General features: G+C 54.9%; 17 protein-coding genes. 11 read left to right on the forward strand and 6 right to left on the reverse strand.

Annotation, left to right across the window (positions count from 1 at the left end):
• Positions 1-103 precede the first annotated feature (103 nt).
• Entirely contained in the window at positions 104-814 is a 711-nt protein-coding gene (locus C1J02_RS20175) for an IS6 family transposase (protein ID WP_114880166.1), read from the forward strand.
• Positions 815-993: 179 nt separating this feature from the next.
• Here the strand turns inward: C1J02_RS20175 and C1J02_RS20180 are convergent, their stop codons facing one another.
• Positions 994-1725: a GntR family transcriptional regulator gene (locus C1J02_RS20180; RefSeq protein WP_162798393.1), complete on the reverse strand. Its 732-nt coding sequence runs from the start codon at positions 1723-1725 to the stop codon at positions 994-996.
• 197 nt (positions 1726-1922) lie between these two features.
• Between C1J02_RS20180 and C1J02_RS20185 the strand changes: the two genes are divergently transcribed.
• From C1J02_RS20185 to C1J02_RS20230, 10 genes are all read left to right on the forward strand, one after another.
• On the forward strand, positions 1923-3503 hold the full coding sequence (locus C1J02_RS20185; protein ID WP_114880168.1) for an ABC transporter substrate-binding protein: 1581 nt from the start codon (positions 1923-1925) through the stop codon (positions 3501-3503).
• A gap of 89 nt (positions 3504-3592) precedes the next feature.
• A complete protein-coding gene (locus tag C1J02_RS20190; RefSeq protein ID WP_114880169.1) occupies positions 3593-4561 on the forward strand; it encodes an ABC transporter permease in 969 nt (322 codons plus the stop codon).
• 12 nt (positions 4562-4573) lie between these two features.
• Complete coding sequence (locus C1J02_RS20195) at positions 4574-5506, forward strand: ABC transporter permease (protein ID WP_205389833.1); 933 nt, start codon at positions 4574-4576, stop codon at positions 5504-5506.
• Between the two features lie 14 nt (positions 5507-5520).
• Complete coding sequence (locus C1J02_RS20200; RefSeq protein WP_114880171.1) at positions 5521-6510, forward strand: ABC transporter ATP-binding protein; 990 nt, start codon at positions 5521-5523, stop codon at positions 6508-6510.
• Positions 6507-7562, forward strand: coding sequence for an ABC transporter ATP-binding protein (locus tag C1J02_RS20205; RefSeq protein WP_114880172.1), 1056 nt, complete (start codon positions 6507-6509; stop codon positions 7560-7562). Before C1J02_RS20200 ends, C1J02_RS20205 begins: the two co-directional genes overlap by 4 nt.
• Positions 7562-8179 (forward strand): flavin reductase family protein, encoded by a 618-nt coding sequence (locus C1J02_RS20210; protein ID WP_114880173.1) that lies wholly within the window; start codon positions 7562-7564, stop codon positions 8177-8179. Before C1J02_RS20205 ends, C1J02_RS20210 begins: the two co-directional genes overlap by 1 nt.
• A gap of 4 nt (positions 8180-8183) precedes the next feature.
• Positions 8184-9380, forward strand: coding sequence for an amidohydrolase family protein (locus C1J02_RS20215; protein WP_114880174.1), 1197 nt, complete (start codon positions 8184-8186; stop codon positions 9378-9380).
• Complete coding sequence (locus C1J02_RS20220) at positions 9377-10864, forward strand: amidohydrolase family protein (protein WP_254693169.1); 1488 nt, start codon at positions 9377-9379, stop codon at positions 10862-10864. Before C1J02_RS20215 ends, C1J02_RS20220 begins: the two co-directional genes overlap by 4 nt.
• The gene (locus tag C1J02_RS20225) at positions 10861-12303 is read left to right on the forward strand and encodes an amidohydrolase family protein (RefSeq protein ID WP_114880176.1); all 1443 of its coding nucleotides are present in this window, start codon (positions 10861-10863) and stop codon (positions 12301-12303) included. Before C1J02_RS20220 ends, C1J02_RS20225 begins: the two co-directional genes overlap by 4 nt.
• Entirely contained in the window at positions 12300-13025 is a 726-nt protein-coding gene (locus C1J02_RS20230) for an aspartate/glutamate racemase family protein (RefSeq protein WP_114880177.1), read from the forward strand. Before C1J02_RS20225 ends, C1J02_RS20230 begins: the two co-directional genes overlap by 4 nt.
• A gap of 211 nt (positions 13026-13236) precedes the next feature.
• On the opposite strand, the gene C1J02_RS20235 is transcribed toward C1J02_RS20230, so the two are convergent.
• From C1J02_RS20235 to C1J02_RS20255, 5 genes are all read right to left on the reverse strand, one after another.
• A complete protein-coding gene (locus tag C1J02_RS20235) occupies positions 13237-14022 on the reverse strand; it encodes a hypothetical protein (RefSeq protein ID WP_114880178.1) in 786 nt (261 codons plus the stop codon).
• A gap of 125 nt (positions 14023-14147) precedes the next feature.
• Complete coding sequence (gene uraH / locus C1J02_RS20240; RefSeq protein WP_114880179.1) at positions 14148-14501, reverse strand: hydroxyisourate hydrolase; 354 nt, start codon at positions 14499-14501, stop codon at positions 14148-14150.
• Positions 14502-14539: 38 nt separating this feature from the next.
• Positions 14540-15106 carry a hydroxyisourate hydrolase gene (locus C1J02_RS20245; RefSeq protein ID WP_114880180.1) on the reverse strand — a complete coding sequence of 189 codons (567 nt, stop codon included), beginning with the start codon at positions 15104-15106 and terminating at the stop codon, positions 14540-14542.
• Between the two features lie 9 nt (positions 15107-15115).
• Complete coding sequence (locus tag C1J02_RS20250; protein ID WP_205389834.1) at positions 15116-16369, reverse strand: TRAP transporter large permease; 1254 nt, start codon at positions 16367-16369, stop codon at positions 15116-15118.
• 39 nt (positions 16370-16408) lie between these two features.
• Entirely contained in the window at positions 16409-16906 is a 498-nt protein-coding gene (locus C1J02_RS20255; protein ID WP_114880182.1) for a TRAP transporter small permease, read from the reverse strand.
• Positions 16907-16913 lie beyond the last annotated feature (7 nt).

The raw sequence follows: 16913 nt of genomic DNA on the forward strand, positions 1-16913 counted from the left end.
AAGTGCGTCCAGCTCGAGGGCCATTGTCGAGGGGCAACAAGATCGAAAGGGACTGTTGCATTAACCATGTGATTTTGTGAGTTTTGGTGCGGAGGATCCCGTTATGCCGAGCAAACAACCATTCAAGCGCCGTCGTTTTCCTGCCGCGATCATTCTGTGTGCTGTACGGATGTACCTGCGATATCCACTTTCCTATCAGGATGTGGCTGATCTGCTAGCTGAACGTGGTGTGGACGTGGATAGATCAACTGTGTTCCGTTGGGTGCAGAAATTTGGACCGGAGCTATCCCAGCGCACCGAGAAACATCTTAGCCGCGCAAGCCTGAATTGGCATGTTGATGAAACATATCTTCGGGTAGGTGGGAAATGGCGCTATCTTTGGCGCGCAATTGATGCAGATGGACGGTTGGTGGATTTTAAACTCACTGCCAGGCGTGATGCTAAGGCTGCCAAAGTCTTTCTAATCAAAGCTATTGAACGCGTACGCCTCCATCGTCCTGTCTCAATCTGCACGGACAAGGCCCAAACCTATCGGAAGGTGATCCGTGAGATAAACCACCACTATGATCCACACTTCGACTACATCACACATATTGATCGCAAATATCTCAACAACCGCGTCGAGAGTGATCACGCCGCTTTGAAACGGCTCCTTGGATACCGGCAAAGCTTCCGATCTCTGCAATCAGCGAAGGTAACATTACGAGGGATGGAGACAATCAGGACAATCAAGAACGGGCATATTGACAGCAGACCACCAGGTGTTCGAGGGGAGATCGCTTTCGTAAACAACCTATTCGGACTGGCCGCTTGACTTACAGCAGCCACGCTCTGCAAAAGACCTGCTCAGTTAACGCAACAGTCCCCTCACGATTCAGGTTTTGCTAGAAATGCTTTAAACCGCGACAAGACCAAGAAGCCACAGTTCTGCTCTTGATACTATGTTGTCTACGACGCCAAGAAAATTGTTAGCAAATTTAGCTGAAATAGATTTTAGGGAGAAAATGAACCAAGACTGCTGATAAGTCCGTTCTGCTCTTTGTGGCTGGCCTTAAGCAGCAACCGATCTTCGATGCCCTGCAAATGCGTGTTCATGAGTTCGACAGCTTCATCCGCTTTGCCAGAAACCACCAGATCGGAAAGCAAACGATGCTCATCGATCTCGCATTCGCTAGGGGCCTTGGCTTCGTAGACAGCGATAATGAGCGATGAACGCGCGATCAGCTCACGAACAAAACGCGCCATAATCGGGCTATCTGCCTGATCGGCCAAAACCTGATGATACCTGCCGCAGCGGCGTATGACCCGACTGGTGTCACCGGCTTCACGCGCTTCGTGTTCGCAGTGCATATGCTGTTCGAGTGCGGCCTTCATACCAGTGTCACGCCGTTCAGCAGCACGGCGGGTCAGGTCACCTTCGATCAGGCGGCGCGCACGAAAAACTTCGCGCGCTTCGTCTACCGAGGGGCGAGCGACAAAGGCACCGCGGTTGACGACCAATTCAACGACATGATCAGCCGCGAGCCGCGAAAGAACCTTTCGCAGGCGGGTACGGCCGATGCCAAAAAGCTCGCAAAGCTCATCTTCCTTGAGGTGGGTTCCCGGTTGCAGTCGATGATCCACAATCGCATCAAAAACATGCGCATAGATTCGGTCAACCTGCGCTTCACCCTTAAGACTTTTCTTACTGTTCGCCTGCGGATTTTCCGAAAAAGCCTTGTTCATCTCACGCGCTCCCATGACCACCATCACACTTTAACTGCATATTCATATAGCGAAAAATCTTAAAAGAAAACTGCATACAATTGCGCACACGCTGATTGTACACGATTTTTATTGCTTATTGCACACAATCATGCCAGCTTACGAAGAAGACGCAGAAAGTAGCGTCGCGATCCTAACCAACCAACATGGAGCGTCTCATGACCTTTTACTCTTCCCTGAAACTCAGCGTTGCGGCGACCGCACTTGCTATTGGTGTATCTGGGGCGGCCCTGGCGAATACGCTGCGTATGGCGGATTCGACAGACATTGCCGCGATGGACCCGCATTCGATGACTGAAAGCAATACAATCGGCTTTCTGAACCATGTTTATGAGGGACTGGTGCGCTACAACCAAGACCTTCAGGTCGAACCGGCACTGGCGACATCTTGGGAGTATGTTGAACCAACCCGTCTGCGCTTTACACTGCGCGAAGGTGTGAGTTTTCACAACGGCAACCCGTTCAACGCGGATGACGTTGTTGCATCGCTTCAGCGGGCAAGCCACGAAAGCTCGCCAGTCAAAAGCAACATTCCCGGCCTGAAGTCGATTGAAAAGGTCGATGATTACACCGTTGATCTTGTGCTGAACGGACCTGATCCGATTGTGCTTAATTACCTGACGAACATGCTGATCCTTGACCAAGAATGGATGGCCGAACATGACGCCTTGCTGCCAGCCGACATACGCAGTGGTCGTGAGAACTATGCTGTTGCCAATTCGAATGGCACAGGGCCGTTCATATTGGAAAGCCGCCAGCCCGACGCCCGCACCGTACTCACCGTTAATGAAGGGTGGTGGGATGAACCGCAGCACAATCTGACGCGGATCGAATTCAGCCCGATCGGATCAGACGCCACACGGATTGCTGCGTTGCTGTCGGGCGAATTGGACTTCATTACGCCCGCGCCACTTCAAGACCTTGGTCGGATCGAGAGATCAGAAGGTGCCGACGTCATAGTTGCCCCAGAGCTGCGCACGATCATGTTGGGCATGAACCAGCATGATAAATTGCTCGATTCCAACCTGACCGACGTCAACCCGCTTCAAGACCAGCGTGTCCGAGAGGCGCTGTGGCGTGCCATTGACATCGATCTGATCCGCAAAAAGATCATGCGTGACCTGTCTCGAAACACCGGCCTTCTTGTTGCGCCGCCCGTACCGGGTTTTGACGAAGCTGAGGATACCCGCCCAGCCGTTGACCTTGAAAAAGCGAAGGCATTGCTCGCAGATGCTGGATATGCGGACGGATTTGAGGTTGGTTTTGACTGCCCCAATGACCGCTATGTCAATGACGAGGAAATTTGTCAGGCCATCACCTCCATGTGGTCGCGTCTGGGCGTCAAGGCACGGTTGAATGCACAGACCAAATCCAAGCACTTCGAGAAAGTTCTGGCGGGTGGGTCTGACATCTACATGGTGGGCTGGGCGACGCTGCCGATGCTGGATTCGTATAGCGTCATGTCTGCGTTGCTGCACACACCAGGCGACGTGATGGGTGCCTGGAACCCCGGTGGCTACTCAAACGCCGAAATCGACGCGCTGACGGCCAAGGTCGCAATCGAACTTGATCCGGCCAAGCGCACCGCGATGATGACAGAAGCGTTGAGAATCGCGCGCGATGAGGTGGCGATGATCCCGTTACACCAGCAGCCCCTTGCCTGGGCCGTACGCAGCGGAGTCAGCATCCCGCTGACAGCAGATAACAAGCCACGGCTTTGGTACGCCAAAGTCAATTAAGGCTTGTGGTCCCGCGCATTCTCTCCCTGTTGCGCGGGGCCCCCACCCCTCATTCGTCTTCATTGTTTTCCGGCAAATAGGAGCCCACCATGATCGCTTTTGTCCTGCGGCGTCTAATCCAATCGGTTTTGGTCATGCTCGCTGTCGCGCTCATTGCCTTCACCATGTTTCGCTTCATTGGCGATCCTGTGAACAGCATGTTGCCTGAGAACGCAACGTCGGAGCAACGCACCGAATTACGCGAACAGCTTGGTCTGGACCAATCCGTGACTGTCCAATTTGCGCGTTTTGTTACAGGTGCTGTTCAGGGCGACTTTGGAATTTCCTACCGCAATAAACGTCCCGTTGCCGAAATGATCGCAGAACGCCTGCCCGCGACACTCGAACTGGTTCTTGCCGCCGCCGTCTTTGCTTTGTTGTTGGGCGTACCGATGGGGATCTATACCGCCCTGCATCCAAAAGGCGTGATCTCGAACCTTCTTCAAACCGTATCGTTAATCGGTATTTCTGTACCAACTTTTGTAACAGGAATCCTGTTGATCCTCGTCTTTTCGGTCTGGTTGAACTGGTTGCCCTCCTTTGGCCGCGGCGACACAGTTCAACTCGGCTGGTGGAGTACTGGCTTTCTAACTTGGACTGGCCTCAAATCGCTGATCCTGCCTGCTGTTATGCTCGGATTGTTTCAGGTCACCTTGATCATGCGCCTGGTCCGGGCCGAAATGATGGAAGTCCTGCGCTCGGATTTCGTACGCTTTGCCCGCGCGCGCGGTCTAACGAACCGGGCCGTCCACTTCGGCCATGCGCTTGGGAACACCCTGATGCCGGTGATCACCATCGTGGGGCTTCAACTTGGCTCCATGATCGCCTTTGCCATCATTACTGAAACGGTCTTTCAATGGCCCGGAATGGGCCTGTTGTTTATCCAGGCCGTCAGCTTTGCCGATATCCCGGTCATGTCCGCCTACCTCGTGATGGTCGCTTTGGTGTTTGTCGCAATCAACATGATTGTCGATCTGCTCTACTTCGCCATCGATCCACGCCTGTCCGCAAGCGCCTAAGGGAGACACGAAATGTCTATGGAATCCTATCCACAATCGCGCCTTTCGATCTTTCTGGAAAGCGATCTGTACTACCGTTTTCGAACCTCACGCATCACTGTAACAGCCGCCATTGTCACCGCTCTCATCGTGCTGGCGGCACTATTGGCCCCTTGGATCGCGCCACACACGCCATTCGATGTGACCACATTAAGCCTCTGGGACAGTGAGCTGCCTCCGGTCTGGGTTGAGGGCGGCGATCCTCGCTTTGTTTTGGGCACCGACAATCAGGGGCGCGATGTCTTGTCCGCCATCCTCTACGGCTCTCGCATCTCGCTTTTTGTAGGCTTTGTTAGCGTGGCGTTCGCCATGGTGATCGGCATCATCATCGGCTTAGTCAGCGGATATTTCGGTGGTGCAATTGATGCGTTTTTCATGCGCATTGCCGATGTCATGCTGAGCTTCCCAACGATCCTTGTTGCTTTATTGATCAGCGGTATTGCCAGAGGTGCCCTGCCGCGTGAAATGCACGACAGTGCCGCATTGGTCGTACTGGTTTTCGCAATCACCATCACAACATGGGTTCAATACGCTCGCACAGTGCGCAGCTCCACCATGGTCGAACGCAAGCGCGAATATGTCTACGCGGCACAGCTAGTGGGACGGCGACCCTTCGCGATCATGTTCAGTCATATACTCCCCAACGTAATGGGTCCTGTTCTGGTAATCGCCACCATCAACCTTGCGATGGCGATCTTGATCGAGGCGACATTGTCCTTCCTCGGGGTCGGCATGCCTCCGACCAACCCTTCGCTCGGAACACTGATCCGGGTTGGCAACGAATATCTCTTCTCTGGCGTTTGGTGGGTCGTGATTTTCCCCTCATTGACGCTCGTAGTGCTTGTGCTGGCGGTCAATCTGTTGGGTGACTGGCTGCGCGACGCTCTGAACCCGAAACTACGCTGATAAGGAGCCACGAAATGACTGTGACCAGAGGTACCGAACCACTTTTGAGCGTGCGTGATCTGTCAATTTGCTTTGATACACGCCACGGTCCGTTGCGTGCGGTTGACGGCATTACTTTTGATCTGGCACCTGGCGAGATCCTTGGCATGGTAGGCGAAAGCGGTGCCGGAAAGTCCCTGACCGGGACAGCCATTACCGGACTGCTGGAACGCCCCGGCCGCATTGATCGCGGTGAAATTCACTTTGAAGGCCAGCGGATCGATACCCTCAGCAAGGATGACATGCGGTGCCTGCGAGGGCGCAAGATTGGTGCAATCTTCCAAGACCCGTTGACCAGCCTGAACCCGCTGATGACCGTGGGAAAGCAGTTGATCCAGACGATCCGAACCCATCTGCCGTTGAGCCGCGACGCCGCACGGACCCGTGCCATCGACCTGTTGGCCGAGGTCGGTATCCCTGCACCTGAAGCCCGGGTGGATCAATACCCACACGAGTTTTCAGGCGGCATGCGTCAGCGCGTGGTGATCGCTCTCGCCCTTTGCGCAAATCCGGCGCTGGTGATCGCGGATGAACCCACAACGGCGCTTGATGTGTCCATCCAATCTCAAATTCTTGAATTGCTGCGCAAAATGTGCCGCGATCATGGCGCAGCCGTAATCCTTGTAACGCATGACATGGGTGTAATTGCTGAAACGGCCGACCGTGTTGCGGTAATGTATTCAGGCCGCGTGGTCGAAATCGGACCCGTGGAAAGGGTCGTTAAAGATCCCCGGCATCCCTATACAGCGGGCCTCATGCAATCCATCCCGCGCATCGGCAGCAATGCGCACCGCCTGACGCAGATCGAAGGGGCAATGCCGCGTTTGACGGCCCTACCAGATGGCTGCGCCTTCAATCCGCGTTGCCCCAACGCGATGGATATCTGCCGCCGACAAAAGCCCAAATCACAGCCCGTCGGTGATGGACAGGTCGCCTGTCACCTGTTTCAGGAGGAACTGGCATGAACGCCATTCAAGAAATAGACAAACCTCTGCTGTCGGTAGAAAACGTCGGCAAGACGTTCGATCTGTCGGCCCCCTGGCTTAACCGGATCATTGAGCGTGCGCAGACCCGCCATTTGCGTGCAGTCGACGGGCTGAATATCGAAATTCCACGCGGAAAGACCTTCAGTCTTGTTGGTGAAAGTGGCTGTGGTAAATCCACAGTGGCCAAGTTAGTCGTAGGCCTGCATCGGTCAACGGCGGGCACGATCCGCTTTGACGGAAAAGATCTGACCGACCTAAAGGCCGCAGATCGCGGCGTGTACCGCCGCCGCATCCAGATGATCTTTCAAGATCCCTACGCCAGCCTCAATCCACGCTGGCGCGTACGAGACATAATAGCCGAACCCCTGCGTAGTTTTGGGATCATCTCAAGCCGCCCTGAGGAGCGCGCCGAGGTTGGCCGCCTGCTGGAATTGGTCGGCCTTTCTGCGCAAGACGGTGAAAAGTTTCCCCATGAGTTTTCAGGCGGCCAGCGTCAACGTATCTCGATTGCCCGGGCCATCTCTTCCAAGCCGGATTTTCTGGTATGTGATGAACCGACATCTGCCTTGGACGTGTCTGTACAATCACAAATTCTCAATCTGATGCGCGATTTGCAAGATGAACTGGGCCTGACGTATCTGTTCATCAGTCATGATTTGGCCGTCGTAGATTTCATGTCAGATTATGTGGGCGTGATGTATCTCGGCCGGTTGGTTGAGGCGGGTCCGGCAGACCAGATTTTCTCCTCGCCCGAACACCCCTATACCAAATTGCTGATGGATACGGTGCCCGACATTACAATGAACCGTCGTGACCGCGTTGCCGTCACTGGTGAAGTGCCAAATCCCATCAACCCACCTGCGGGCTGTTCGTTCAACCCCCGCTGTCCTTTGGCAACCGATATATGCCGCGCCACGTCGCCCGTAACGATACAGCGCGGTAACGGTCGGGTGGTCGCCTGTCACGCTGTCACCGATGTGTATGGAAACAAATCATCCACAATGCCCGAACCAACGCGAGGCAGCGCTTGATGGACTTCGACTTCGAACAACTTGCACCAGAAGACCGCTACCGTCTTTTATGCAGCTTCGTGGCTCCGCGCCCGATCGCCTTGGTTTCTACCCGGGGGGCGACCGGCACACCCAACGCGGCCCCAATGAGCTTTTTTAACGTCTTCTCTCAGGATCCCCCGATCGTCATTCTGGGCATGCAGGCGAAACCTGACGGGACCGAAAAAGAGACACTGCGCAATATCCGTCGCGATGGTGAATTTGTTATCAGCCTTTGCGACATGCCACTGGCACAGGCCATGGTGGATTGCGGCATCGGCTTTCCTGACGCGGTAGACGAGGTTGCCCTGACCGGGCTGACCCATGCGCCTTCTCTGAAAGTTGCCCCTTCTCGCGTTGCCGAGGCACCCGCAGCGATGGAATGCCGTCTCAGTCAGATCATCGATTATCCACGTCGCGCCATTGTGCTTGGCGAGGTTATCCAGATGCATGTCCGCAACGAATGTCTTGATGATCAGGGGCGATATGTCCGCCCTGAAGCTTACCAGCCTGTCGCCCGTTTGCATGCGGACAACTATGTCGTCTGCGACAGGCAATTTGTGCTCAAAGCCTCCGAAGAACTTAAGACCGGGAGTTGAGAAAATGAAAACCGATCCACTCTTGCTGCGCAATGTCCGCCCCTGGGGTGGTGCCGTCATTGATGTTCTGATCGAAAACGGTCGGATCGCCACCATCGCGCCCAATCAGTCCACTACAGTTGCGGTTGAGGATGGCGGCGGCGCAATCCTGTTGCCAGGGCTGGTTGAGGCACATACCCATCTCGACAAATCCCTTTGGGGTATGGGGTGGCGAGAACATCAGGCGGGACCCAACCTGCGTGACAAAATCGACACCGAGCGCAGATTGCGCAAGGAATGGAATATCGAGCCCCATCGCCAGTCCATGCGCCAAGCGCTTTTGTCACTAGGTCATGGCTCCACAGCGATCCGCAGTCACGTGGACATTGATACCGAAGTGGGTATTTCGGGTCTGGAAGGCGTATTGCAAACCGCCGAATTGTTGTCCGGTCAAATAGAGATTGAAACAGTCGCATTTCCCCAGTCAGGTTTGATGAGCCGCCCAGGCACGCTGGACCTCATGGAGCAGGCAATGCAGATAGGGGCTGACGTCGTTGGCGGGCTGGATCCCTGCGGGATTGATGCAGACCCAAAGGGGCAACTCGATGCCGTTTTTGCGTTGGCCGAAAAATATGGCAAGCCGATTGACATACACCTGCACGAACCCGGTGAACTGGGTGCCTTCAGCATGGAGATGATCCTTGATCGCACGCTGGCGCACGGGATGCAGGGCCATGTGACAATCAGTCATGCGTTTTGTCTTGGCATGCCCGACCGTGATCGCGCCCGCGCACTGGTTGCACGCCTCGCTGACGCCCGTATTCACATTGCCACCGTTGCCACCCCGTCCCGTCCGGTGCCACTGGCCGAAGACTTACGTACGGCTGGCGTGACGCTTTGCGCAGGGTCAGACGGCATTCGTGACACATGGGGGCCATACGGCAATGCAGACATGTTGGAACGCGCCATGCTGCTAGGCCTACGTAACAATCTTCGCGCCGATCCGGATGTCGAACATGCGCTGTGGTGTTGCACCTATGGCGGTGCTCACGTCATGGCATTGAAGGATTACGGGATCGAAACAGGCTGCATCGCCGATCTTGTGCTGGTGGACGCCGAAAGCGTGACCCACGCAGTAGTCTCGCATCCCCCGCGACGGCTGGTGCTCAAGGAAGGCCGCGTGGTGGCACGTGACGGCACCGCTTTGACGGAGTCGCCATGATGAGCAAGCGTGAAACGGGCCGCACCTTGATGACCGCAGATTGGGTCGTCGGCCATGAAAAGGGTGCGCATGTGCTGCTGCCCCGGGGCGAAGTCGTTTTTGAAGATGGCGAGATCCTCTTTGTTGGACATGGCTTTCCAGGCGAGGTGTCGCAACGTATCGACTACGGCGCGGCCCTGATCGGACCAGGGTTCATCGACCTTGATGCGCTGTCTGATCTCGATACCACCGTGCTGGGGCTGGACAATCAACCCGCATGGCAAAAAGGGCGTATTTGGCCGAAAAGCTACATGCAGGCTGGTCCGCGCGAAATGTACACGTCCGAGGAATTGCGATGGCAGAAACGCTATGCCTTTACTCGACTGATCGCCAACGGCATCACAACGGCACTGCCTATCGCCTCCTTGTTCTATCGCGAATGGGGCGAGACATGGGACGAATTTACAGGTGCCGCCGAAGCAGCGGCCGACCTTGGCCTGCGCGTCTATCTTGGTCCCGCCTATCGCAGCGGCAATACCTACGTCAAAGGCGCAGGCGACATCGCCTTTCACTTTGACGAAGCCCGCGGCTTGGCAGGATTGGCAGAAGCGCGCCGTTTTTGCGAGACATTCGAGAACACGTCGGACGGGTTGGTTCGCACGATGCTTGCCCCTGACCGCATCGAAACCTGCACCGCTGGACTGCTCAGAGAGACAGCAAAGGTTGTGCGCGAATTGGACGTGCCTGTGCGGCTGCATTGCTGCCAGTCGGCCTTCGAATACAACAGCGTTGTCGAGATGCACGGGATCAGCCCACCGCAATTGCTGGACAGCCTCGGTTTTCTTAGCCCGCGCGCCATTCTTCCCCATCTGACATATATCTCCGGTGCAAATGGCATCACGCACAACGCCCCTGACCTTGATATTCTTGCAGATAGCGGTGCAGCACTTGCCCACTGCCCTTTGGTGATGGCGCGGGGTGGCAGCAGCTTGCAGAGCTATGCGCGCTACAGAGATCGGGGCATCACAATCGGCATGGGAACAGACACGCATCCACCCGACATGATCGCAAATATGCAGGTTGGCCTAATAACAGCGCGATTGGCAGGGGATGGTGCTGACGTATCGTCTGCCGACCTCTACACTGCAGCCACACTGGGTGGTGCGCGCGCACTTGGCCGCGATGATCTGGGGCATCTCTCGGCGGGTGCGCGAGCGGATATGACCGTGATTGCGCTGGATGATCCGGCCATGGGCCAGATTATCGACCCGATCCAGACGATCCTGCTCAACGGATCAGGAAGGGACGTGCACACCGTCGTGATCGACGGACGCATCGTAATGCGAGACGGTGAAATTTCTGGTGTGGATCATTCGGCGATGCGCGAACAGGCACAGGCGCAGTTTGATGGAATGAAGGCGCAATATCCAGACCGAACCTTTGGCCATCCGCCCGTCGACGCGATTTTCGCCCCCAGCTTTCCCATTCGGAGTGCGGCACAATGACCGACATACTTATCCGTCACGCCACGCTCGTCACCGTCGATCCTGATCGTCGCGTAATCGAGGATGGTACCCTTGCGATCACCGCAGACCGTATCACGGCACTTGGTACGGATGCAGAGCTGGCTGCGTTAGCAGACACGGCCACCGAGATCATTGATGCACGTGGGATGGCCGCGATACCGGGGTTGATTGACTGCCACTCCCACGCCGGTCACGGGCTGGTTCGGTCCTTGGCCCCTTGCGATATTGACGCTTGGTTTGGTGCCTGCGAAGCAATCTATTCCCGCCACTCCGACGTTTCTTTTTGGCAAGCTGAAGCGCGATTAACACAGTTGGAACGGCTGATGTCTGGCGTTACGACCTGCCTGACACTCTTGGGCGGCGGCGCGGATATTTACCGCACCGACGATCCTGCGTTTGGCGATGCCCACTGTGACGTGACGCGCGAAAGTGGTCTGCGCACTATGTTGGCCGTGGGGCCGGGCCGCCCACCCTTTCCGCGCGCATACCGTGGGCCAGAAGGTAACGATACCACCATCAGCTTTGCTCGTCAGATGGAGGTTAGCGAAGACCTGATGGTGCGCCGCAATGGCATGCTGACTGCACGGACGGGCATTTGTGCCATCATGCCGGTCTATGCTCGGCCTGAGCGTGAATCCGTGCCTGAGCCCGAAATCCGAAAGATGTCAGAAGCTGTCGCCGATCTTTGCTTGCGGAATAGTGCTCTGTTTACCCAAGACGGGCACCGCGACGGTACCATTGCTTACACAGAGGGGCTGGGAGTCCTTGGGCCCCATGCGCTGTTGTCCCATTCGGTGGATTTGACTGAAGCTGACATCACAGCACTGAAAAGAACCGGAGCGCATATTGTCCACAACCCCAGTGCCATCATGTCAATATTGGGCCGTTGCCCCGTACCAGAACTTATCGGTGAGGGCGTAAACGTCGCTCTTGGATCAGACGCCGCAGCGCCAGACCGGGGGTATGACATGTTCAGACATATGGCCCAATGCATGCACTATCACCGCCGCCATTTCGCTGACCCCAGTTGGATGCCACCCGGTAAGGTGCTGGAAATGGCGACAATCGACGCAGCCCGCGCGCTTGGAATGGATCAAGAAATTGGATCACTAGAAATCGGCAAGAAGGCCGATGTGGTGTTTGTCGATTTGCGCAAGCCACACCTCTACCCGCCCAGTATGCCCCTGCACAAACTGACTCATTTTGCGACTGCCGCTGACGTTGATACCGTCATAGTCGATGGTCAGTTAGTGTTGCGTGGACGCGTCTCGCAAACCCTTGACCCCGCTACCGTTCTGGATGAGGCAGCCGAAGCGTCAGACCGCGCTATCCAAGACGCAGGCCTCGCCCACTTATTGGCAGAACCACAATTGCTCTGGCGCGCAAACCGCGCAATTGGCGGAAAGGAGGCGCAATGAAACTACTCGTCATTAACCCCAATACAACTGCAAGCATGACGCAGGCGATTGATGACGTCGCGCAGCGCATTTCACGACCTGAAACGCGTGTTGTAACTGTTCAGCCCGACAGTGGTCCCGCCAGTATCCAGGGATTCTTGGACATCGCGCGTAGTCTCGACGGAATCTTGACCATCGCTGATCAGCATAAAGATGCTGACGCGACTGTTGTGGCCTGTTTTGATGATACAGGTCTGGACGCACTACGCTGCATCATGGACGGTCCGGTCATTGGCATCGGAGAATCTTCATTCCATGCCGCCAGTATGATCGCATGCCGTTTTTCCGTCGTCACAACGCTCTCGCGATCTATCGTGGGCATCACTGACAACCTTGCAAAATATGGGCTGGTAACGCGCTGCTCAAGTATTCGCGCTTCTGAAGTACCTGTGCTTGCTCTTGAATCCGATCCTGACGCCGCCCGTGCCAGAATTGAGGCTGAAATTTCAGGCGCGTTAAAAAATGATGGAGCAGAAGCAATTGTGCTTGGTTGTTCAGGTATGGCAAGTTTTACGGACAGCTTAACAGCCAAGTTTGGTGTGCCCGTCATAGATGGGATTAGTAGTGCCGTTGCTATGGCGGAAGCACTTGTCAGCGTTGGTTTGAAAACATCTAAGATAGGTGCTTATGCAAGCGAAAATACCGGAATTTCCTTGGTCGAGAGAGCTATTGTAGATGCTTGAAACGCTCTAAAGATATGGACGTGGAGCGGCATCTTTAGATCAAAGACAATAAGATAAGTAGATTAGGGGCAGAAACTTGGATGGGGCATTTGAGTAGACAATGAAGTCAAAGCGCCCAGCAAAGGCGCTGGTCTTTCATCTTATTTTATGATCACGCGTGCCAACCGCACTGCACATTCCGGATGAACACGATTGGTCATTATCGCGCCGATCAAATCAACCGAGCTGACCGCAAGGTCAAGCTGAACGTCACGGCAACGCCCGCGACAAGGGATGCAACAAAGGTCCAAACCGATCCGAAGGGCACCAGCGTGACGGCTAGGGTGAATGTGAAGGCCGCAAGGCTTCCGATACCGTACATGATTGATCGCAAGGTGGCGATTACGACATCCGCCCCGGATCGTTGATGGACCGTGATTGCAATGACGGTCATGGCGATTGGATAGGTCATCAGGAATCCCGCCGAGACCGGCCCGAGCTTTTCCGCAGCTACGGTCACGAACGCGACCAGAAGCCCAGCGGCGACACCCCTTGCAAGCAAAGCGGTTAGACCCCCGCGTGCATGTGTTCTGGTATATGGGCGTTGAAAACGGTTCGCCACAAACCTGGCGGTTCCAGTCGCTGTAAGAAACAGGACGAGGCCGATCCAAGGTGACTGAGGGACGTCGGCCAGAATCAGCGCTGCCAGAAGCCAGCAAAGACTTGCGATAACAATCGCCGCCTGTGAGCGCCGGGCAATCGCGACATAGCCGATCAGGAAAGCTTGCGATGCGGTCAGGGCGATTAGGGACGATGTCGCCGCGCTGATCGTGAACGTTGTGCTCTGCTCTTGAATGAGAAAATAAAACCCAGGTCCAATCACGATTGGCAGGCCCCCAAGCGCGCCGCCGATGGCCGGTCCAACACGTTCCACAGTAATCGTGATGCCGACGACAATTACCGCTGTTGCAATCGCGCGCGTCAGAAGTTCGGCAAAAAGATCTGGTGTTATCATCATTCCCTCGATTGCCGTGCGTTTGGATAGTCGTCGCAGTTCAGTTCTGGCAGTTCTTCCTCAAGCGCGTGCTCATTTGGGGCGGTAGCAAAAAAATGGAACGCATATGCTGCCAACAAGAGACAAGATCAGCTGCCACGATAGGTTGTGCAGGTCCACGGCGTACACAGCATAGGGACGTGAAAATGCCGTTGAGTGTCGAAAACTGAAAAGCGCACCGGTACTTTTTCCATAAAAGGCGGGTCAGGCAGATCAGTGCCTTTGGCACGGTAGTAATCATCAACGTGGAACAACAGTTCATATTGCCCGACCTTCGTCTCCTCAGGCGTAAGGATCATCCCTTCGGTGCGACCTTCATCATTGGTGTGCACAGTTTTTACGAGCCGATATGCTCCATCTTCAAAAACCGAGAAATCAATGCGCATACCTGCACCTGGGTTTCCGGTTTCGTTATCGAGAACGTGGGTTGTAGTGCCAGCCATTGGTTGTTCCTTTCATTGTTTTTCGATCCCGCAGGTGCTCAGCTTCCACGGTAGTAGGAGTAATTCCACGGGCTGAAGAGAATCGGGACATGGAAGTTTTGCGATGCATCATAAACGCCAAATCGGATCGGAACCTTTCCCAGAAACGGAGGGCTTGGGATATCCGAGGCCAATCGACCAAAGTATTCATCCAGATGCAGCAAAAGTTCATACCGACCGTTTTTCAGCTCACTTGGCTCCAGAACAGGATTTTCAGTGCGCCCGCGTTCTACAGTCATGACGCTCTTGATCAGTTCGTATTCGCCTGAGTTGTTCTGGATCGATAGGTCGATTTTCAGGTCGGCACGCGTCTGGCCGAAATAGGTGTCGATTGCATGAAGTGTCAACTGCCCACCAGTAGCATCGCTCGCGGCATAGGCTTTTGATGCAAATGGGGCGTGCCCGGTCACTGCCTTGAAGGCCACTAGCCCGGCTGCACCAATGCCTAATCGGGCAAAGAAGCCTCGGCGGTCGAGTTGTGAGATTTTAATTTCGATTGTCCTCCTCTGACGTGGTTTTTTGTTACAAGTAAAGAGACGACGAAGATGTTCAAAACCTCTGGGCAAGAGGGCTGCTCAATACCCTAATGAATGGGGCAACCAAGTCACGATGCCAGGTACAAACATACAGACGATTAGCAGCACATACATCGCGATGATGAACGGCCAGCTTTCGCGCACCAGTTCGCCCATTTTTACGCCGGTAATCCCGCAGACCACAAATAGAACGACCCCTACGGGTGGCGTTAGCATGCCGATCACAAGGTTGAATACGAATAGAAAGCCAAAATGCAACGGGTCGATGCCGTAGGAGATTGCGATTGGGTGAAACAATGGGACCAACATAATATAAGCGGCGTTCGATTCTAGAAACATCCCCACAACGATCAGCATCACCGCAACAAGAACCAAGAAGATAAGTGGGCTGTCGGTAAGGTTGTTCATAAGGCTCGCCAGCTTCATTGGCAAAAGGTCGATAGTGAACAGAAAGGTCACTGTGGAGGCATAGGCAATCATCGCGCCAACGATGGCTGATGTCTTGGCTGCCTGAAGTAGTACCTCCGGCAAGTCGCGGACCTGTAGTTTGCGAGTGACGAAAAAGCCCAACAGCAAAGCATATACTACACCTACGGCGGCTCCTTCTGTTGGTGTGAACGCACCACCGACGATACCGCCTATAACAACGACTGGCATCATGAAGACGACGAAGGATCGGCGCAGTTGGAAAAAGATGTTGCCAATGCTCACGTCTTCGCCAACCAACGGGTAGTCGCGCATATACGAAATCAACCATACAAGGGCCATCAGTACACAGACCAGTATCAGGCCTGGGATGACACCCGACATAAACATCCCGCCTACCGAGACGCTTGATCCAGCCATAAATGCGTAAACGATCATGGCACCCGATGGCGGGATGATCGGGCCGAGGTTTGCGGCAGCGGCAACAATACCAGTTGAAAAACCAAGCCCATATTGTTTTTTCAACGATGGAACCAGCGTGGCAGACAGCGCGCTGGCATCGGCCACGGCAGCCCCCGAGACAGAGGCGAGACCAGCACCCGACAACAGAGCCACCTGCGCCAGTCCGCCGCGCATTCGGCCAACGAAGGCGTTGGCGAAATCCACCAGTCGTTCCATGATGCCAGCCTTGAGCATCAATTCACCAGTCACCATGAAAAGTGGGATCGACATCAGTGGAAACGAGTTAACTGAATTCATGATCCGGGGCGGTAGAATGCTTAAATCGAACCCCGAAAGGATCAGCCCCCCCAGAGCAGAGACGCCGAGTGAAAATGCCAGTGGCATGCCAAAGGCGGCAAACAGCAAGAATAGCACGATGACAATAAGGCTCATATTTTCGTGCCTTTAATCAATGGGATAGTCGGGACCGCGCGCATCCAACGGATGCAGCACGAGGTGAAGGAGGTGCAGCGCCGCGTGAGCGGAGCCAATAATGATAGCTACAAAGAAATAGCTGGACGAAATATTGATCGCACCCAACCTCTCAGACCAAGTCTGATACGCCACGATCGCGGATTGGTAAGTCACCACGCACATCAGTACGAAAGCCAGTGTTAGCATGGCCCGGTTGACGTGCCGCGCCAGCGCGGACGGTAGCCTTGTGGTCAGAATGTCAATGCCCACATGGGCACCCTCGCGTATGCCCAAGGGAATGGCGATGAAGATCGACCAGATAAAGGCAAGGCGAGACACTTCGTCGGCCCAATCGATTGAGCTGTTCAGCACGTAGCGTATGAAAACCTGACTTGCGACAACAGCGATCATGACGCTCATGCATCCGAGCAATACATATCGCGCGACGAAATCGACGCGCGATAGTATGGTGTTCAACAGGCGTTCCATGAGTTTC

The organism is Sulfitobacter sp. SK011 (genome assembly GCF_003352065.1).
Lineage (GTDB): Bacteria > Pseudomonadota > Alphaproteobacteria > Rhodobacterales > Rhodobacteraceae > Sulfitobacter.